This is a genomic window from Cryobacterium sp. Y57 (genome assembly GCF_002929505.1).
Lineage (GTDB): Bacteria > Actinomycetota > Actinomycetes > Actinomycetales > Microbacteriaceae > Cryobacterium.
Genome location: NZ_PJJL01000059.1, coordinates 54,931 through 72,925, shown reverse-complemented (window position 1 = coordinate 72,925; position 17,995 = coordinate 54,931). Strand labels below are relative to the sequence as shown.

Genomic DNA, 17,995 nt, shown 5'->3' with positions numbered 1-17,995 from the left:
GAATTTTAGAGACTGGGTCAAAATCCGCCCAATTGCCCTATCCTCGATGATCACGGCACACCAAAACCCTGATCAGACCTTGTTAAAATTTCTTTGAGAAACTTTTGCAGAAACCGCCGTTCGGGGCACGAAGGCGGCAAGTTTGTCGAGGGCTGCCAGATTCTTGAGGCCGGAGATTCGCAGGAGTTCCTGCGGTGGTGTCCCGTCGCGGAGGTGCTCCACGAGCCACGTCGCGCGCATGCGACTGGGCCGAACGTCGAGGTCGGTGCGGGCGCGCAGGAGAAAATCCGTGACTTGTCCAGAGGTCGCGCTGATGCGGCCGGGACGAAAGAGCCAGTCAGCGGGTATGAGGTCCCCAAGGATTCGCCGAAGGGGTCGGTCCCATTGAGGGCTGAGGGGTACAACGCGTGGCCGGCTCTCCCACACGATTACGTGGATGTCATCGCTTGTGGTGTCGAGGTCTCTGACGCGAACTCCGAGGATCTCTCTCGCCGCCAGGCCAGCCCCGAGCCCGAGAGCGAGGAGGGCGACGGCGTCGCAGCGCCGATGTTCGGTCCCTTGCGATGCGGCCCAGCTGTAGAGCGTGGCAACGTCCGACGACGAATAGGGCTTTGTCGGCGCTGACCGTGGGATCGGCCGGTGCTCGGTCACGTCGGCCGGGTTCAGAGTTTCGACCATGAGCCAGAGCGTCGATCGGTGGGTGGCTCTGCTGCTGGTGGCATATGTCTTCATGGCCAGATGGATGAATTCTTCGACCGTGCTGCGGCGAAAGATACGTGTGCGCTCCAGGGGCGTGCCTCTGCTTTGCCAGCACCACAGCACAAAGGCGACGGTTGCGGGATAGAGGGAACGTTCGTCGCGGTTCGTCGCCGAGGCGGTGTCGGCGACTGCAGCGGTGATGAAGTCACCAATCGTGTGCCAATAGGGCAGTGCGTTGATGGGACGGTAATCGTACGAGCGAGCCTCGGCGGCGGTCATGACCAACCACGGATTTCCGGTACCGGGTCGATGCGAATGATCGGCGTGGATTCGCGAGTGGTGATCAAGACGCCGGGCAGCCGCAGATTTATCAGGAGCAGCAGCGGCCGGCCCCGGCGGCACTGGATGATCTCCTCGAGGATGAGGTTTTCGCCGTCGCCCCGGAGCCGGAGCGCACGCTCATTTTCTGCACGGGGCACGCGGCGGACCAAACGCCGGTCGCAATGGATCCAGTACCGGGTGTCAGATTCTGTGCTGACGACGTAGGAGCCCGTGCAGTCGTCGCTGAGGGACTCCAGGGAGGGCTGTCCCTCCGGCACGTAACGCATCGCCTCACCTCTCGGGATCTTGTCGCGGGGCGATATCGTCGTCGCAGCTCTCGTCGGCGACGGGGTTGATTGCTTGGATCGTGCTCGACAGGTGCCAGAAGTGTTCGACATAGTCCGACTCGTCAGGCTCGGGGCTCATCAGCCAGTAGCCTCGAGCACCAACGGTGCAGTGCACGATCTCGATGAGGGGACGCGTTTGATCGTTCAGGGTTGCCGCGGCACCCTTGCCGGGAAGGCGGGTGACGGTCATCGCATCCAGATCGAAGCTGTGGGCGGAACCGATGGTTGTGACGATCCAGCGGCCACCTTCGGCCCCAGTCAGGGTGTAGGTCATCGTTCGGGGCTCTCGGTGGGACGTGCCGGTACCGGTTGAATGCTGACGACGGGGCTGGTCGTGATCAGCCAGCATCCGCCTTCGATACCCCACAGGTAGTCCGGTCCTGTTTCCGGGCTGTCGTCTGTTGCATTGTGACTCGTGTCAACCATTTCGAACCCCGATTCTCGTGGTCGGGTGCCCTTCTATCGGACCTCTCCGGCCTGCTGAAATCCAAATGTACGAAAGTTCCTATTTTCAAACCACCGACTCAACGACAAACTCGGCGTCGGTCCGCCGTGAGGGGAGATCATCGACAGTGTTCGGCGGCTGCGCTCCTTATGTGCAAGGCAGACCGCCCTGAGAAAGGCGAATCATGACTACATCAGGGCCGACTGCGGAGCCGGACCAAGCCGAGGTTCCCGACAGAAGCGGTCGGCGCCCCAGACAAGCGGCGCATCCGAGCGCCGACGTCGTATCGGATCAGCTGGTGTGCAGCGTGCAAGCAACCCAGACTGCCTGGGCCCGCATGGAGGCGGAGTTCGGGCTGTTAACCAGCAGCCAGGTCGCGAAAGTGCTCGGAGCTAGGCCGTCAAACCGGATGTTGGCGTCGCGGAACCGCGCGGCGCATCACATCGCTGGCATCGTGAGGCGGAACGCTGTTCTGTATCCCGGATTTCAATTCGATCGGGTTCACGGAAAGATTCTCCCGCTGATGGGGCGACTCATCGGGTTGGCAATGGCGAACGGCTGGACCGAACACGACCTGTTGCTGTGGCTCGGCGGGCCGAATACATCCTTCGAGGAGGAGGACCGTCCCGTGGACCACTTCCACGATCCTGATTCTGTGGTTGCCGCCGCCAGAAACGAGTTCGAGACCCAATGGTGACGAGGCCGTGGCAACCATGTAACCCTCGGCCCCAGTCCTGCGCAACAACGAAGAAGTCGCTCCTGAGATTCCTCAGGAGCGACTTCTTCGTTTTCGACTAGGTCGTCGGCACCGCACCGTCCTCGGGTGTGGGCGAGGTGTCGGCCGGGTTGGGCGAGACGTATGGGGCGTGCCACTCTCGGTCCCTGCGACAAATGTTCGCGGGTAGTTCAGCGGCCGGCGACGGTATGACCGGTTTGCTGATTTGCTTGCGGAGAAACGCGGCGATGGCGCTCAGGTTGTAGTTGCTGAGCGAGATCGTCAGGAAGATCTGGGCGGCAGCGAATCCGCGCACAGTTTGGCGGGAGGTGCCGCTGAGACTCTCGAAAAGTGACTCTGTGATACCGGCGTTGAGGCATTCCATGGAGTTCCGTGCGTGATTGTGAAAAGCCTGCCGCTGCTCACTCCCATACGTGATGGGCTGCCGCTGGCGCATACCGTCGTTTTTGTCCAAGGTCACAGACTGTTGGGCGCGAATCCCGTCGGGAGAGGCCGGAAGGTCGTGTTCGTCGAGTCGCTCGACGCGGTAGTCGGTCGAGGGCGTGAAGCCGAGGTTGAATCTGGACTCATGAAGACCTGCGACAGGAGAACTCGCGAAGTAGGCCTTGTCGATGTCAAGGATGCCAGGTGCCAGGCCGGTGCTAAGTGCAGTACGCATCAGCGAGACGGCTTCTTCTGCCGCCCCGATGTTGGGCAGGCTTAGGGTTGCGCTGATCGCCAGCTGGGGAAATCGGGATTCCTCGGGGCGTTCCGAGTCGACCCGCACGGCGCTATTAACCATCCAGCCCCAGCGAGGGTTGTTCCTGCCGTTGTAAGCCGTTCCTGCCCCGGCGAAGACGTCGATGGGTCCGTGCGGGAGGGTTCGAGGGTCGGCGCCGATTTCGTTCGTAACCGTCTCCGCCCGGGTCTTTCTCGAGAAGCCGCGGGTGGTCGGCGACGCTATGAACGTTTGGCCGACGGCGAGGTCGATGCGGCCAGTGGCGTAACGGAGGTGTCGCGGTTGCTGCAGGAATGTCATGTGCAGGAAAGCGTTCGTGAATTCGTCCAGGCGGGTCCTCATTTTCTTCTCGTGGTCGGCCTCGTGCGCGTCCAGAACGGCCTGAGCCTCCGTGGAGGTAATCGTGCTGCCTTGGTTGTGAGGAAAAGGATCCATAAGCACGAGCAACCGGTGGAAAGCGCGGTGTGTGCCGCCGTACCAGCGCTTGTCCTCCCGCGTGTCGCCTAGGGAAGCAGGAGCCACGTCGGCGAGGTGCAGCAACGCGCGGGATTCGGGGGTCAGTCGGTTCTGGAAGACCATGGCGAGAGAACTGATCAGGAGCGGCCCGTGTTCGCTGGCGAGCAGGAGAAGCCCAACCAAGATGGCGCGGTCAGAGATGAAGGTGGACCGTGCGCTGGCGCCGGCGACCCGAGCGTCCTCGCTCCTCCACGCAACGAGTTTGTCGAGGATGCCGGTCTGAAGAACCCGGGAGTGGGCTAGGACGACCTGCTGCGAAGTGAAGACATAGTCTGCGCGACCGCCGGAAGGGACTGCGGAGGCGCTCATGCCGCCGAAATCGGTGGGGTCCGGTACTGCGGAGTCAGCCATCATGGTTGCCCGCAGCTTGGCGAGGCGGTTGGTGTCGGAGTTGAGGTTGTCGGTGAATCGGTTGTTTGTCATGAAAAGTATGTGTGCGGCTGATTTCGCGCCTCAAGGCATATTGCACTGCATTTGTCATGTTCAACTCCTCGTCTTCATTGAAAATGCTGATCAACAAGCATAAAAGAATTTCAAACTATTTTCCGAGAGTGACGCCGCCGCAGAGATTGCCGTTAAACCGTGCCAAGTCTGGTAGACGGGCTGCTCGTAGAGCTGTTGCTCGGCCGCTCGTCGTAAACGTCCGCTTGACCTGCAACCGTAGGAAAAGGTTTCGGTTCATTCCACCGAGTCGCCGACAAAGTTTCGCGAATTAGCGAAAAGGCACGCACGCGTGCTCTTTGCCGCGCATGACCCTATCGAGGCCGCCATTCGGGTGGCCACGATTGGCCACTAATGCCCGGCACGAATCCCCAAGACCACCTCTCTTCCAGAGCCAAAGAACTCTGGCTTAATGAACCAGATCCGGGCCCACGCTCTGCGCGTTACGCAGCAGCCGACACGAACGACGCCGACGGCGACGCCCCGCAGCCAGCGAACACCAGGCGCCCCGTCAACTGGGTTTCGACTCTTTACGGCTATGAGGAATTCTGGCGCGAAAATGGACGGAGCCCACGGGAGAACACTCGTAATCTCGCAACCCTCCCCGCCGAGGAACGCCGAAAGGGCGGGTGGGCAGGCTATCAACGTAAGTTCGAAGAGAGGCTATGCCGGTACCAGATCATTCGCCTCGACCTCTCACCGGCCTTTGAATGGGATCCGCAGGAAAACATCTGGCAGAAAAACTTCGCTGCGTACGTTCACCACCTGCAACGGACCGGGAACCCGCCCTACCTTAACGGCGCAGACTCAGTCGAGTTCGCGCTCGGCCGATGGTTCAACCGCCAACTCCGGCAACTCCAAATAGACGCGCAGCCCAAAAACAGAGCCGACCAACTGGCCGTCCTCCTCGCCCTTCTAAGCACAACCGGTGCAATCAGCCACCCACGCTGAGAACGGCAGGCATCAAAACCCCGACTCATCGACATTAGTCACTGCGGACGCTGCCATCAGGAGAGCTAAACGTAGTCTGAAGACATGACGGCTGGCTCTGAATCGACCCGAAACGGGTGTTCCGCGTTCGATGATCGCCGAGCGCGGAACAAATCAACGAGGGCGCTGTGACACCTAGGACTGGGTGCGACACGCTGTCCGCCGCTAGCCGCATCGGATTCCTCGGCGACACTCACGGCGACCTGGAACACGTACTCATCGTGTCCCGCACCATGCACGCGCGCGATATTCAAGCTCTCGTGGTTTTGGGAGATTTCGGCTTCATTTGGCCCGGCCATAACTGGGACAACGTCCTCGACAAACTCAGCCGACGGCTCACCGTCACAGCCCAGACCCTCTACTTCGTCGACGGCAACCACGAAGACTTCACTCGTCTCTACCGTTTTCCGCTCACCGAGGACGGATTGCGTTGGCTTAGGCCCAACATCGCCCACATTCCGCGCGGCTGGCGAACCACCCTTGCTTCCGGCAAGACCCTGGCGGCGCTGGGCGGCGCGAATTCGGTCGACGTAGGGCACCGCAGCGAAGGTACCTCATGGTGGCCAGCCGAATCCGTCACCGAGACCGACCTGGCCACGCTCGGAAACCAGCATGCCGACGTCCTCATCGGACATGACGCACCACTGAACGTGCCATCACTCGATACCTGGCTCGACGAGACCGATCGTTGGTGGCCAGCAGCCGGAATCCACTATTCGGCCGCCGGTCGGGCCATGTTCCACCGAGGGTTTCTGCAGGTACGCCCCGAACTCTATCTCGGCGGCCATTACCACCGCCACTTCGACGAAACCGTCGACTACGACGGTGACAGCCCGTTCACCACCCGGGTCATCCTCCTCGACAAGAACGGTTCCGAGCGTGCCATCAGCCAAGCGATACTTGATACCAACACCCTGCACATCGAGTACTTCACCCGCAACGCCCAGACCGTCAGCAATGAATTTACCATTGGCGAGGACCCGCAGCCGGACAGCAAAGCGGTTGATGCGGCGCCTGCTGGTGAGTCATGATTCCGGCTGTCTTTTGGCAAGACATTGAAGCGGCTGGCGGCATGTATACGGGCGCCGAAGTTCTCCAACTGATCAACATGCGCACGGGAAAACACGCAATACTCTCGCACCTGCGCCAGCAGGCCCATCTCCTCTCGGTCAAGCGCGGAACTGCATACATCTACCCCCGGTTCCAGTTCGATCCAGAAACACACCTCATCCGCCCCGTGATCGCTGACCTCATTAAGCTCGCCGCCGACGCCCGATGGACCCAAGAAGAACTCCTCGTCTGGCTGTGCTCACCCTCGGGCCATTTTCGTGGCCACCGGCCCGCCGAACACGTGGACCACCCCGACAACGTCCTCGACGCGGCACGACAAGCGGCCACGATTCAATGGTGAGGCAACGCTGTCCGACCGCGTCCCGGATAAATTTTGACTACCCGTCACCGATGACGGACTGCCCTGGATTCGACCGAACATCATGCACATCCCGCGTGGCTACAGAACCGTGCTGGTCAGTGGCGCCCCCCTTGCTGCCCTCGGCGGTGCCAACTCGGTGGATATTGGCCATCGTGTCTTGGGGCGTTCGGTCTGGGCGGAAAAGTCAATCACCGAGTCTGACCTTGCCACGCTCGGAACGGGGCTGGCCGACGTTCTCATCGGACATGATGCGCCTGTGGACCTCCCAACCCTGGACACGTGGCTGGCGGCAACAGATCGCGGCTGACCGCCAGCCGACCTCAAGTACTCCGCCGAAGGACGAGCCATGTTTCATCGAGGGTTCCTGCAGGTGCAGCCCCGTCTCAACCTCGGCGGCCACTACCACCGGCACATCGACGAACCGGTCACCTACACGACTCGCGAAACCGAATTCCAGATACGCGTCATGATCCTGTACGAAAGCGGCTCAGCATCCGGGACCAGCCAAGCCACCCTAAACATGCAAACCCTCGAATTGGAATACATCACCCGGAACGCCGTCCGCGCGCAAATGAACACATCTGAGCAATCTCCTGCGAGAAAGGACGCCGCCGATGAGTAACATTCACCGTCACCCTTGTGACTCTTCATTACGGCCCTTGTGCCTCCCCATGATTTCGATGACGCTGTCAAGTCAGGTGCCGTCGAATTCCTCGCGAGGGTACGGCAGCTCATGACCTCCGCACGTCCCAAACGTTCCTTAGGGACGCTTATGGCCATCGCCAGAACTCGCGTGGCTGCTGACAGAAAAACGGGGGCGACAACCCCGTCAGGGGTCCGCGCCCTAGCCGAAATCGTCGACGAGAGATCGGTGACCGTCCATAGTGAGCCGCTTCCGGAAATGTTCGACGTGGAAGGGACCGCAGTTGCCGGTGACGCCTAGCCGCGACTGGATGTGCTTGGTGTCAGCGACTGTTGAAAACTGAGCGACTCGATCTGCAAGAGGCGTGGGACTGCATGTTGCATGGGAGGCTGGACGCCCCCCTTCTATTCAGGTCGCAAGTGCCACAGGAGCACCGGTGCCTTCGATTCGGATAGCCCAGCAAACCTGACGGCGTTCCCAAGGCGACAGAGTTCAACACGCCGTCCGCCTTACGCGTCGTTCAAGCCGTGAGGCCAACAACCGAAGCCGCCGCCGAGAATTCCTTGACAGAGGTGAATGCCTCCCAATCGGAACTATTCTCGACCCCATCTGCCCCGTCGCGATTTATCTGAAGCCAATAACTTGAATCATTGTCTTCCGCATTCCATCCAAACGCTCTCTCCACTTCTATCCTCGTGAGCAGATCACCGTATGTGACGACGAGGACGCGAGGCTTTGCCTTTCGTCCTGCAAATTCCGTGCGTAGAAGATCATTAATGGCGTCGTCCCGAAACGAATAGCCCACCACGAGCCAATGATCACTGGCCGCGAGACCGTTATCAAACATTTGATACGCGAGGGCGAATGGGAACTCCGTGACTTGGGCAGTCTTGTCGCGCTGGTTCGCAAGCACGACAACAGGACGCAGTCGCGTCTGATCGTTCCTGAGCTCCTCCCAAAAGGCTTTGTCCTTGAGTCGGCTGGCTTCCACCTTCACGAAAATATTCTTTTCGCGGTCAGTCCAGAAAGTCAGCGATCCATGCAAATGCAAGAGCTTCACTCGCCTGGTCGACGGGAAATCCGACGGCTTGCGTCGCAGCCGTGCAACTGGAAATTCAGTACCATCATCGTTCGATATAATGACGTCCTTCCAGCCGTATCCCATATCCGCCAAACCATCTTGACAAACGGAAAGGAGTGCCGAGAGTAGCAGAGTGTCGTAGTTCAAGTTTCCGAAGACAACTTTTCCTGGAAAGGCATTGGTTATCGCTCCCACAAGCGAGTGGAGCGAATGAGCATCCTCCCGGTAGGCATGCGAACGCTCATAAATTACTTCGAGAACATGGCTCAAACCCGTGTCTCGCACTCGCTCAGCAAACTCGGTAACTCTGACTATTGATTCTCGGAGGGTCTCATCGAGCGGGGAGACTAGCTTCGCCAACTTATGCAGGTGTCCTAAAGTGGTGCTCTCGGACCCGAACGCTCCGACAAGTAGCTCGAAATCGTCATCCGTGGTTGCGCCCGCAGGCAAGGCGTGCACCGCAATCTCCTTCATCGCGGCAACGACGTCGGATCCTCCTTCAGATGCTCTACTTATTCGCTCGGTCATTTCCTGCGTTATCACCCGAAGGTTGAGGGCCGGGTTGAACGCCACACTTAGCCCGTTCCCAACCAGGATTGCAACATTCCGCAGTTCAGGCTCAGACGACATTTTCTGCACGCTCTCCACTGAATCGCAGCGCCATCGACTCCATTTGCTCCATCACGAGCTTGATGGCGCCGGGCTGCTGGTCGGGCGGGTAGCCGTTCACGACGAGCAGCCGCTTGATCGACGAGCGCAGTTTGGCGCGCACGTCGTCGCGCACGGTCCAGTCGGTGCGCACGTCGCGGCGCATCACCTGCACGAGCCCGCGCGCGATGTCGGCGAGTTTGCCCTCGCCCTGCAGATCCACGGCGGACTCATTCTGCGCCACCGCGTCATAGAACGCGAGCTCGTCACTGGTCAGCGCTGGCTTGAAGTGCGAACCACGTTGCGACTCGGCGGCGACCTCGCGCGACATCTCCACGAGCGCGGCAATCACCTCGGCCGAGGTCAGCTGCTGGTTGGTGTACTTGTTCATCAGCTCGGTGATGCGCTCCGAGAACGCCCGCTGCCGCACCATATTGTTTCGAGTGGATGCCACAGCCTCCTCGGTCAGCAACTTGCGTAACGCTTCAATCGCCAAATGCGGGTTACGCGCCTGCTGCGTCTTCGCCACGAACTCCGGCGTCAGATCACTCAGCGACGGCTTCGGCATGCCGGCCGCCTCGTAGATGTCAAGCACATCACCCGATGACGTCGCGGACATAATCAGCTCCCCCAATAGCCGCTGTATCTCCTCGGGGATTGGCTCGTTGCGGGACTGCCGCTCGAGGGCATCCGCTTTGGCCATCCACACCCGAATCTCCTCGTAGATCTGCACCTCGGGGCGCAGGGCGGCCAAGTTCTGCGACCCCGAGCACAAGGCCCAAGCCCGTGAGAGCTGCCCCGAATACCTGCGGTACTTTACCCCGAGCGTCTCTTCACCTTCCACGATCTGGTTGCCGGGCGTGCCGGGTGCCCGCAGGTAGTTCACGGAACCGGTCACGGCGTTCAGGTAGGCCTTCGGACCGGCCTTGTGCAGCACGGCCTTCCAGTCATAGCCGGCGAGGATGCCGCGCAGTGTTTCGACGAGCGTCTCCGTGAGGGCGACCACCTCGTCGATGTTGCGGCCGAGCGGCTTGCCGGTCTGGTCATCCGCTGTGTATTCGGCGAGCGCCTTCGAGAGGTTCTCGGCGAGCGGCGCGTAGGCCACGAGCAGGCCGTCTTGTTTGCCGCGGAAGGTGCGGTTCACCCGGGCGAGCGTCTGCATGAGCAGCGCGCCCTTGAGCGGCCGGTCAAGGTACAGGGTGTGCAGCGGCGGCGAGTCGAAGCCGGTGAGCATCATGTCTTTCACGATCACGAGCTCGAGCGGGTCGTCGACGTTCTTCAGCCGCGCCTTGATCACATCGTTCTGCGAGGTGCGCCGCACGTGGCTTGAAACCGGCGGCTGGTCCGTCGCATCCCCGGAATAGACGACCTTGATGACACCCTGGTCGAGCGCCGCGGAATGCCAGTCGGGCCGCAAAGCGATGATCGCCTCATACAGCAGGGCGCAGATCTCGCGGGTTCCGCCGACGATCATGGCCTTACCCGGCGCGTCGATGAACTTGATCATGCGGCTGCGCCTGTTCTCCCAGTGCGCCACGATATCCGCGGCGAGCGCGGCGATGCGCTCGGGCGCGCCATAGACCGCATTGACCACGGCCACGCTCTGTTCGATGCGGGCGCGTTCGGTTTCGTCGAGCCCTTGGGTGGCGTCGTCGGCCGCGTCGTCGAGCATCTCTTCCGTGACGTCAGCTGCGAGCGACACCTTGATCAGCCGCGGTTCGAAGTACACCGGCACGGTCGCGCCGTCGTCGACCGCGCGAGAGAGGTCGTATACGTCGATGTAGTCACCGAACACGTCTTGCGTGTTGCGATCATCGAAGGAGATGGGTGTTCCGGTGAACGCGATCAGCGTCGCGTGCGGCAGAGCGTCGCGCAGGTGGCGGGCATACCCGTCGAGGTCGTCGTAGTGGCTGCGATGCGCCTCATCGACGATCACGATGATATTGCGCCGGTCCGACAGAAGCGGATGCTCCATCCCGGCATCCTTCTCCGCCTTGCTGATTCCGAATTTCTGCAGCGTGGTGAAGAAGATTCCGCCGGTGTTACGCTCGCTCAGCTTCTGCCGCAGGTCAGAGCGTCGGAGGATCTGCTCCGGCTTGCCCGGCAGCAGCAGGCTGCGATCGAAGCTGCTGAACAATTGACCGTCGAGCTCCTTGCGGTCCGTGATCACGACGATGGTCGGATTCTTCAGCTTGGGATGCAGCGTCACCAGGTTGGTGTACAACTCCATCTCCATCGACTTGCCCGAGCCCTGCGTGTGCCAGACCACCCCTGCCTTGCCGTTGCTGGCGACGGCCTGCACGGTGCTGGCGACCGCCTTGTTCACCGCAAAGTACTGGTGCGGTTTGGCGATGCGCTTGGTGAGGCCGTCGTCGCCCTCATCGAACGCGGTGAAATAGGTGAGCAGCTGCAGAAAATGTTCCTGGTTGTAGAGGCCGGCCAGGGCGGTGTCGAGTCCGGTGACCGCGTCGCCGTCGACCGTTGCGGCGCCCGCCGGTACCGGCTTGCCGTCTTCGTCGACGTTCCACGGCGAGAAATGGTTGAGCGGAGTGAACGGCGTGCCATACGCCGCCGACTGCCCATCAGAGGCGAGCGTGAACACGCAGAACCGAAACGCCAGCGGAAACTCACGCAAGTAGGTCTGCAGCTGGGCGTGCGCGCCGGCCACGGTGGCCCGCTCGCTGCCCGCCTTCTTCAGCTCGATAATGCTCACTGGCATGCCGTTGCAGTACAGCACAATGTCGAACCGGCGCAGGTAGTCGCCCTGGCGCAGCGTCACCTGGTTCACAACCAGCCAGTCGTTTTGCGCCGGATCAGAACTGATCAAGCGGATGCTTGGGCTCACCTCGGCCCCGCTAGCATCCAGGTAGCTAAACGGAAAGCCGTGCACGAAGTACTCGTGCATGCGCTGGTTCTCGGTGATCGCATCCATCGACTTCGGCGCCGTCAACTCGGCGAGCGCCTGCCGCAAGTACTCCACCGGAACGGTCGGGTTGAGATTGCGCACCGCTTCGAGCAGGCGGGGACGGATGAGCAGCTCACTCCACGACTCGCGCTCCCCCATGCCAGGCGCGATCTTCTCCCCGTGCAGCGGAAACCAGCCGAGCGGCTCCCCCAGCTGGTCGAGCGCGAAGTCCTCCCACGCCGCTTCCGAGAGCCCCTGCTGTCCAGCGCTGGTCGATGTCGTGATCGTCATTGCCTATCCCCTCAATACTTTGACGCGAAAACTTCTTGTCGTGACTGAACGACGTACCCTGTCGCTAATCGAGCTTGCCGAGATCGCAATGCGCATGACGCTGGCTGCGTTGTCAACGCGAGTCGCGTTGGTCGATGGTGATCTCGGCAAGCTCGATCAACGGATGGGACCAGACTGCGCGGCGTTCATTACAGCACGCCCGCGAGCGCCTTCTCGGCGTCTTTGACGCGCAGCTTGCCCGACATGAGCTGCGGGAGCAGGGCGTCGCGGGTTGCAGCAAGCGTTTGGTTCTCACGTACCGCTAGATCCACAGTTTTCAGGAGTGGGTTGATTCGTGCCTCGATCGCGTCAAGCTCTCCGCGAGGAAGGTCCGGCACGAGCAGATGCCCAAACGTCTTCATCGTGATTGTGTCGAAAACGGAGCCGTGAGCAAACGCCTTTGCCCGTTCTGTCGCGTTCAGTATCGCAAAATACAGAACACTTGCCGACATGTGGCCAGGCTCAAAGCCATAGCAAGACTGATTGAAAGATGAAGCCACCCCAAGTCTTGCCACGGCTCCAACTGTTCCGCGCGCGGTTAATATGACGCTCCCAGCAGGAAGAGATCGCGCCTTAGTTGTGTGGATTGCAGAGTCCGAGATCGTTTCGAGCGTCTCGACAATTACGCCGTGATCGGCACCAGTCACGTCCCGAGCCGATGCCCAAAGATTCGTTCCAGTCCAGAACTGACTCTCGGATCGAGCAGGTGTCCCCCCGAGTATCGGCGTTAGAACATCGCTCATGGGCCGTTCCGGTCGACCCGCGATCTGATGCCCATATATTGTGCTCGCCAGAACTAACGCACTCGACGCAATTCGATCGTTGACGGCGATCTTGTCGTCGAGCGCGCCCAGCACTTCCGCAATGGCTCGTTGATCCTCTAGGGGCGGAACATCGAGCGGAAAAGTCCGAACATCTGCAACGTTGAGATGGGCCACAGTCGATCCACCAGCTAGGGACTGCAGCTGATCTTGCTGGGCAGGGGAGCTCAAGAGGTAATACAGGAATCGCGAGTCCGCCAAAGTCGGATTTGGCCTCATCAGCATCGTGCGCTGTCCCGGCGCTATATTTTCGGAATCTGGGATGAGTACTATAGGCCCAACTGGAGCCTCGCGAGCAAAGAGTAGATCGCCTCCGCTCGGAACCAATCGCCGGGTCCACGAAATGTAGGTACTCTCAGAAATACGTCGCGCCTGACTGTAATCAATTGTATTTCCGCGCATTGCAGGTGTGCCGACAGCAAAGAATTGCCCATCTTCATCAACCGGTGACGTCTTGTGCTCACAGTCGACAATTGCTGTACACAATTCCTCAATGGTAAGAATCACTTCGTCTCAATCCTGACTAGCTGCTTGCGCACGACCGTTGCGAGGCGCTCGGACTCATCAAACTGGGCGAACAGCTCCGCGCTCAGCCGGGCGATCTTCTCCTCGATCGGCTCGGCATCCGCTTCGGCCTCGGCGGCGCCGACGTAACGCCCCGGGGTCAGCGCGTAGTCCGCGGCCTTGATCTCGGCGAGCGACGCGGAGTAGGCGAAGCCGGGCTCGTCTGCGTACGTGAGGTTGGCATCCGCTGCGGAGGGCGTGCCGCGCCAAGCGTGATAGGTGCCGGTGATCTTCGCGATGTCGTCGTCGCTTAGGGCGCGCTCGGCGCGGTCGACCATGGTGCCGAGGTTGCGGGCGTCGATGAACAGTACCTGGCCGGTGCGGTCGATGCTGCCCTTCTCCCCGGCAGTCTTGTCTTTGGCGAAGAACCAGGTGCAGACCGGAATGCCGGTACTGCGGAACAGCTGTGTCGGCAGGGCAACCATGCAGGTGACGAGGTCGGCCTCGACCAGCTGGGCGCGGATCTCGCCCTCGCCGCCGGAGTTGGACGACATTGACCCGTTGGCCATGACCACGCCGGCGCTGCCGCCGGGGTTGAGCTTGGAGATGATGTGCTGGATCCAGGCGTAGTTGGCGTTGCCAGCGGGGGGCACGCCGTAGCGCCAGCGTGGATCCTGCTCGTTGCGGGCCCAGTCCTTGATGTTGAACGGCGGGTTGGCGAGGATGTAATCCGCCTGCATGTCGGGGTGCTGGTCGCGGGCAAAGGTGTCGCCCCAACGGCTGGCGAGGTTGCCGTTGAGCCCGTGAATGGCGAGGTTCATCTTGGCCATGCGCCAGGTGCGCTCGTTGAGTTCCTGGCCGAAGACCGAGAGTTCCGAGCCCTCTTTATGGTGGCTTTCGAGAAACTTCTCGGCCTGCACGAACATGCCGCCCGAGCCGCAGCACGGGTCGTAAACGCGGCCTCGGGTGGGTTCAAGCATCTCGACCAGCACGCGCACGACACCGGCGGGGGTGTAGAACTCGCCGCCGCGCTTGCCCTCGGCCCTGGCGAACTTCTCCAGAAAGTACTCGTAGACCTCGCCGAGCAGGTCGCGCGCCTTGGTCGACCCCTCGCCGGTGAACCGTGCGGAGTTGAACAAGTCGAGCAGTTCGCCGAGGCGGCGCTGGTCGACGCCGTCGCGGTTGTAGATGCGCGGCAGCGTGGCCGCGAGGGTGGGGTTGGCGACCATGATGAGGTCCATGGCCTCATCGATGAGCTGGCCCACCTGTTTGAACGGCTCGCCGACCGCCCCAGCGATGCCCTTTGCGTTTTCCGCGATGTAGGTCCAGCGGGCGGCGGCCGGCACCCAGAACACCCGGCGGCCGGTGTATTCGTCGACGTCGTCGATGAGCTGGCCGATCTGGTCCTCGTCGAGACCGTCAGCGGTGAGCTCGGTGCGAATCTGCTCGCGACGCTCGTCGAAGGAGTCACTGACGTACTTGAGAAACACCAGCCCGAGAATGACGTCTTTGTACTGCGAGGCGTCCATAGATCCGCGCAGCTTGTCGGCGGCCTTCCACAGGGTGTCTTTCAGTTCCTTCATGGTCGACGGCAGGGCGGCGGCTTTGGTCTTCGGTGCCACTAGGTGGTTCCTTTCGATGGTGCGTCAGAAGCAAGGGTGATAGTGCCGGCGGTGACACCGGCCATGAGCAAATCGGTGAGCTGATCGAGCTGCCCCAGCCGTTCGCGCGCACGCTTCTGTTCCCACCGTAGCGAGGTCAGAGCGTCGCCAAGCGCCACGAGTTGTTTCAGGGCGACCTGACGCACCGGCCAGGCCCGCCATCGGCGATGGCCTGGGGGCAACGCCGCAATGTCGGCGGCGAGCACCGCATCGAGCAGACCATTCGGGTCGGCCTGCTCGATACGCAAAATACGGGCCGGAAAGAGCACGACCGAGGTGCCCTCCGCGTCGACCATTGCGGCCGGCCGGGGCGAGGTACAGAACACCACGTCACCGGGCTCGGTCACCCGCCCGGCCAGGTATTTTGCGGCGAACCGAAGGCGATCAATGCGTCGGTGGCCGAGCTGGGCGGTCGCGGCCACTTCGGCCGGGCCGATCAAACGGATGCCGTCGGCATCCGTTACACCCGCGATCACGTCATCGATCACATCCTCTGCGGCGATGCGATTGCCCGGGATATAGCGCAGGTGCCCGGCGGAGAGCAGCTCGTGCACGGTCGAGGTCGTGGCCTGTTCGCTCGCGGCTTCGACTGCCAGGTCGGCATGGAGCAGTGCCGCGAGCCGGTCGATGGACACGGCGAGCGCCGCGGCGGGCTGATCGCGTGCCGGGATTACGGTGCTCACCCCCGCCACGAGTGAGCGGCGACTGGCGAGCAGGCTGCGGGTGAGCACGAGTCGGGCAAAGCGAAAGGCGTGGGCGCGCACCATGCGCTGGCTGCCGAGCGAGGCGGCGAGGTCGCTCACGAGTGCGTCGATGGCAGCCTCATTGAGAGGCGTCGCAACGAGGTCGGCCACCATGGCGTAGCGGTCGGCGAGGGCGACCGCGGTATGGGCGCCGCCGAGCACCCAGAGCGCCTGCAACTGTTGCGGTTTGCCGGTCAGCAGCCCGGCGGGCAGGCGCACGATGGCGCGCACTCGACCAGAGCGCAGTAAAGTGGAGCGCAGTTGCTCGGCGTCGCGGCTGATGCCGATGTCGCTGAGCACCGATGCAGGTGCCAGAACTACGGCCAGCTGTTCGTCGGTCATCTGCAGCACGCTTTGCTCGATATCGGAGAGAATCTGCTCCGGCGTCATCGTGGGCCGGGCGGCCGAGGGATACTGCGCCACGTGCACGGCGGCGCCGGTGACGCTGAAGGCGCCAGACGGCAGAACCTGCAGCTCGGTGCGCACGATACCGTGCACCATTAGGCGGCGGCGCTGCAGCCGGGCGGTGGGGCTGTCGACGTTCGCTGTCATCACCGGAACCTCGCCCTGGTGAATAGCAATGAGCAGGTCGCTCGCGCTGCCCGTGGGGTCGACGAGCACCGAATCAGCGGGCTGGGTGAGGCGCAGCGCGGCGACGGTCTCGGTCATGAGGTCAAGGGCTGCACGGCTAAGCGTGAGGTCACCCTCGCCGGCGAGGTTGCGCTTGAAACGGTCGGTGAGCATCCGTTCGAAGGCGGGCGCCGGGCCGAAGGCGGCCTCGACCAGGGAATCGACGTAAGCCACCAGGACGGGCAGTGTGTCGCCGAGGGCTTCGATCTCGCGGAGCAGCAGGTCGTCGTCGGGGTCATACTCGTCGGCCAGGTCGACCAGCTCGGCTGCGGTAAGTGTATTGAGAGCGTGATCGCTCGCGGCGCGCAGGGCCAGCAGGGCCGTGACGCCACGAAACGTCTGTTCGTCGAACTCGTCTAAACCGCGCGAAGGGTCGGGCACGGCGTAGGCGGCGGCATCCGCTGTGGCCTCGCGGTTGTTGCCGCGGCCCGTGCGTTCGAGCCAACTACCCACCTGGTCGGCGTCGAAGAGGTCGACACCGCGCTGGCGGCTGACCGGGGCCGGAAAGGGAGTATCGGTGCCGGCCGAGCGGCTGCGCCAGACCGAGACGACTGGACGCTGCACCTGGGCAAGGCCCGCGATGTCGGACATGGTCATCAGCAGGCTGGTGTCGGTGGTCATCATGCTGCGCTCCCCTCGTTGATGACCTCAGGCTACGGCCAACCCTCATTGTTGTGCAACATCCATTACTGATAACCCCCCTTATCAATTTCAGAGTCGTTTTGTTTGTAGCGAACCAATAGTTTGGTGTCGTGCCCGCCGCAGTCGGTCGGTACCGGCGGGTGAGGAACGGTCGTTGTCATTGGGGGGAATGACCGCCCCTCACCCGCTCACAGTGCAGACCAGCTAGAGGAGCCACGTCATGGAACCAGAATCCGCCGACATCACGGCCGAACAATTCGCACCGCCGCCGCCGCCACAGGGGCCCTCGTTCAACAAACGCGACCTGACGATCGGTCTCGTCAGCCTGGCCATTGGCCTCATCGTCGGCGTCGGCGGCACGCTAACCGCTGCGTCGTTGGGTGGAGGGACCGGCTCTTTCTTGGCGTCAACCGCCATCGGCGATTCCACCCAGACCTGCGACGTCGTCGACAACGTGTGGATCACCGTGGGTGACGAGGGCCAAAGCATCTCGATGCAGAGCGAAGGCGAAGAGTCTTCCGGTGCTGATTACATCGACGTGCTCTGCGTTCTCGACCAACTCGAGGTACCGGACAGCGTCAACACCCGCATCGGCAGCACGCGCGCACTCGACGGCCGGCAGACGGCGACCTGGGACGATTTCGACGCCTCCTGGGGCTATCACCCGGATAGCGGTCTCGACATCGTGGTCGAACTTTCCCAGCAGTAGCCCTGCCGGTCCACTTCACGCACCCACCACAAC

Annotated in this window: 17 protein-coding genes; 7 read left to right on the top strand and 10 right to left on the bottom strand. The window is 61.9% G+C overall.

Annotated elements, in window-relative coordinates; genetic code table 11:
- Nucleotides 1-72: 72 nt before the first annotated feature.
- Genes CXY72_RS05680 through CXY72_RS19500 form a run of 4 tightly spaced genes read right to left on the bottom strand, consistent with a single transcriptional unit; the run spans nucleotide 73 to nucleotide 1,793 of the window.
- Nucleotides 73-978: a site-specific integrase gene (locus tag CXY72_RS05680; protein WP_104126724.1), complete on the bottom strand. Its 906-nt coding sequence runs from the start codon at nucleotides 976-978 to the stop codon at nucleotides 73-75.
- Nucleotides 975-1,307: a hypothetical protein gene (locus CXY72_RS05675; protein ID WP_104126723.1), complete on the bottom strand. Its 333-nt coding sequence runs from the start codon at nucleotides 1,305-1,307 to the stop codon at nucleotides 975-977. The genes CXY72_RS05680 and CXY72_RS05675 overlap by 4 nt, the downstream gene beginning before the upstream one ends.
- 4 nt (nucleotides 1,308-1,311) lie before the next feature.
- Entirely contained in the window at nucleotides 1,312-1,641 is a 330-nt protein-coding gene (locus tag CXY72_RS05670) for a hypothetical protein (RefSeq protein ID WP_104126722.1), read from the bottom strand.
- Nucleotides 1,638-1,793 carry a hypothetical protein gene (locus CXY72_RS19500; protein ID WP_158252496.1) on the bottom strand — a complete coding sequence of 52 codons (156 nt, stop codon included), beginning with the start codon at nucleotides 1,791-1,793 and terminating at the stop codon, nucleotides 1,638-1,640. The genes CXY72_RS05670 and CXY72_RS19500 overlap by 4 nt, the downstream gene beginning before the upstream one ends.
- Before the next feature lie 326 nt (nucleotides 1,794-2,119).
- Between CXY72_RS19500 and CXY72_RS05665 the strand changes: the two genes are divergently transcribed.
- A complete protein-coding gene (locus tag CXY72_RS05665; RefSeq protein ID WP_146071081.1) occupies nucleotides 2,120-2,509 on the top strand; it encodes a hypothetical protein in 390 nt (129 codons plus the stop codon).
- Nucleotides 2,510-2,606: 97 nt separating this feature from the next.
- On the opposite strand, the gene CXY72_RS05660 is transcribed toward CXY72_RS05665, so the two are convergent.
- The gene (locus CXY72_RS05660; RefSeq protein ID WP_104126720.1) at nucleotides 2,607-4,205 is read right to left on the bottom strand and encodes a hypothetical protein; all 1,599 of its coding nucleotides are present in this window, start codon (nucleotides 4,203-4,205) and stop codon (nucleotides 2,607-2,609) included.
- Between the two features lie 372 nt (nucleotides 4,206-4,577).
- Between CXY72_RS05660 and CXY72_RS05655 the strand changes: the two genes are divergently transcribed.
- From CXY72_RS05655 to CXY72_RS05635, 5 genes are all read left to right on the top strand, one after another.
- Complete coding sequence (locus tag CXY72_RS05655; RefSeq protein ID WP_104126719.1) at nucleotides 4,578-5,174, top strand: hypothetical protein; 597 nt, start codon at nucleotides 4,578-4,580, stop codon at nucleotides 5,172-5,174.
- Between the two features lie 167 nt (nucleotides 5,175-5,341).
- Entirely contained in the window at nucleotides 5,342-6,244 is a 903-nt protein-coding gene (locus CXY72_RS05650) for a metallophosphoesterase (protein WP_158252495.1), read from the top strand.
- The gene (locus tag CXY72_RS05645) at nucleotides 6,241-6,624 is read left to right on the top strand and encodes a hypothetical protein (protein ID WP_104126717.1); all 384 of its coding nucleotides are present in this window, start codon (nucleotides 6,241-6,243) and stop codon (nucleotides 6,622-6,624) included. The genes CXY72_RS05650 and CXY72_RS05645 overlap by 4 nt, the downstream gene beginning before the upstream one ends.
- A gap of 82 nt (nucleotides 6,625-6,706) precedes the next feature.
- Nucleotides 6,707-6,952, top strand: coding sequence for a hypothetical protein (locus CXY72_RS05640; RefSeq protein WP_104126716.1), 246 nt, complete (start codon nucleotides 6,707-6,709; stop codon nucleotides 6,950-6,952).
- A gap of 39 nt (nucleotides 6,953-6,991) precedes the next feature.
- Complete coding sequence (locus tag CXY72_RS05635) at nucleotides 6,992-7,267, top strand: hypothetical protein (RefSeq protein WP_104126715.1); 276 nt, start codon at nucleotides 6,992-6,994, stop codon at nucleotides 7,265-7,267.
- Nucleotides 7,268-7,808: 541 nt separating this feature from the next.
- Here the strand turns inward: CXY72_RS05635 and CXY72_RS05625 are convergent.
- From CXY72_RS05625 to CXY72_RS05605, 5 genes are all read right to left on the bottom strand, one after another.
- Complete coding sequence (locus CXY72_RS05625) at nucleotides 7,809-8,999, bottom strand: SIR2 family protein (protein WP_104126713.1); 1,191 nt, start codon at nucleotides 8,997-8,999, stop codon at nucleotides 7,809-7,811.
- Complete coding sequence (locus CXY72_RS05620; protein ID WP_104126712.1) at nucleotides 8,989-12,213, bottom strand: type I restriction endonuclease subunit R; 3,225 nt, start codon at nucleotides 12,211-12,213, stop codon at nucleotides 8,989-8,991. The genes CXY72_RS05625 and CXY72_RS05620 overlap by 11 nt, the downstream gene beginning before the upstream one ends.
- A 188-nt stretch (nucleotides 12,214-12,401) precedes the next feature.
- Entirely contained in the window at nucleotides 12,402-13,475 is a 1,074-nt protein-coding gene (locus tag CXY72_RS05615; protein ID WP_233197669.1) for a restriction endonuclease subunit S, read from the bottom strand.
- Between the two features lie 101 nt (nucleotides 13,476-13,576).
- The gene (locus tag CXY72_RS05610; RefSeq protein ID WP_104126731.1) at nucleotides 13,577-15,160 is read right to left on the bottom strand and encodes a class I SAM-dependent DNA methyltransferase; all 1,584 of its coding nucleotides are present in this window, start codon (nucleotides 15,158-15,160) and stop codon (nucleotides 13,577-13,579) included.
- A 38-nt stretch (nucleotides 15,161-15,198) separates the two neighbouring features.
- A complete protein-coding gene (locus CXY72_RS05605; RefSeq protein ID WP_233197667.1) occupies nucleotides 15,199-17,235 on the bottom strand; it encodes a hypothetical protein in 2,037 nt (678 codons plus the stop codon).
- Between the two features lie 238 nt (nucleotides 17,236-17,473).
- On the opposite strand from CXY72_RS05605, the gene CXY72_RS05600 reads away from it, so the two are divergent.
- Nucleotides 17,474-17,962: a hypothetical protein gene (locus tag CXY72_RS05600; RefSeq protein ID WP_104126710.1), complete on the top strand. Its 489-nt coding sequence runs from the start codon at nucleotides 17,474-17,476 to the stop codon at nucleotides 17,960-17,962.
- Nucleotides 17,963-17,995: the final 33 nt, after the last annotated feature.

Excerpts from the sequence above, each read along its gene's own strand:
- CXY72_RS05610 (WP_104126731.1), bottom strand. The coding sequence starts at position 15,160 with ATGAAGGAACTGAAAGACACCCTGTGGAAGGCCGCCGACAAGCTGCGC.
- CXY72_RS19500 (WP_158252496.1), bottom strand. The coding sequence starts at position 1,793 with ATGGTTGACACGAGTCACAATGCAACAGACGACAGCCCGGAAACAGGA.
- CXY72_RS05675 (WP_104126723.1), bottom strand. The coding sequence starts at position 1,307 with ATGCGTTACGTGCCGGAGGGACAGCCCTCCCTGGAGTCCCTCAGCGAC.
- CXY72_RS05670 (WP_104126722.1), bottom strand. The coding sequence starts at position 1,641 with ATGACCTACACCCTGACTGGGGCCGAAGGTGGCCGCTGGATCGTCACA.
- CXY72_RS05655 (WP_104126719.1), top strand. The coding sequence starts at position 4,578 with ATGCCCGGCACGAATCCCCAAGACCACCTCTCTTCCAGAGCCAAAGAA.
- CXY72_RS05625 (WP_104126713.1), bottom strand. The coding sequence starts at position 8,999 with ATGTCGTCTGAGCCTGAACTGCGGAATGTTGCAATCCTGGTTGGGAAC.
- CXY72_RS05635 (WP_104126715.1), top strand. The coding sequence starts at position 6,992 with ATGTTTCATCGAGGGTTCCTGCAGGTGCAGCCCCGTCTCAACCTCGGC.
- CXY72_RS05680 (WP_104126724.1), bottom strand. The coding sequence starts at position 978 with ATGACCGCCGCCGAGGCTCGCTCGTACGATTACCGTCCCATCAACGCA.
- CXY72_RS05660 (WP_104126720.1), bottom strand. The coding sequence starts at position 4,205 with ATGACAAACAACCGATTCACCGACAACCTCAACTCCGACACCAACCGC.
- CXY72_RS05620 (WP_104126712.1), bottom strand. The coding sequence starts at position 12,213 with ATGACGATCACGACATCGACCAGCGCTGGACAGCAGGGGCTCTCGGAA.
- CXY72_RS05615 (WP_233197669.1), bottom strand. The coding sequence starts at position 13,475 with ATGCGCGGAAATACAATTGATTACAGTCAGGCGCGACGTATTTCTGAG.
- CXY72_RS05605 (WP_233197667.1), bottom strand. The coding sequence starts at position 17,235 with ATGATGACCACCGACACCAGCCTGCTGATGACCATGTCCGACATCGCG.
- CXY72_RS05600 (WP_104126710.1), top strand. The coding sequence starts at position 17,474 with ATGGAACCAGAATCCGCCGACATCACGGCCGAACAATTCGCACCGCCG.
- CXY72_RS05640 (WP_104126716.1), top strand. The coding sequence starts at position 6,707 with ATGCACATCCCGCGTGGCTACAGAACCGTGCTGGTCAGTGGCGCCCCC.
- CXY72_RS05645 (WP_104126717.1), top strand. The coding sequence starts at position 6,241 with ATGATTCCGGCTGTCTTTTGGCAAGACATTGAAGCGGCTGGCGGCATG.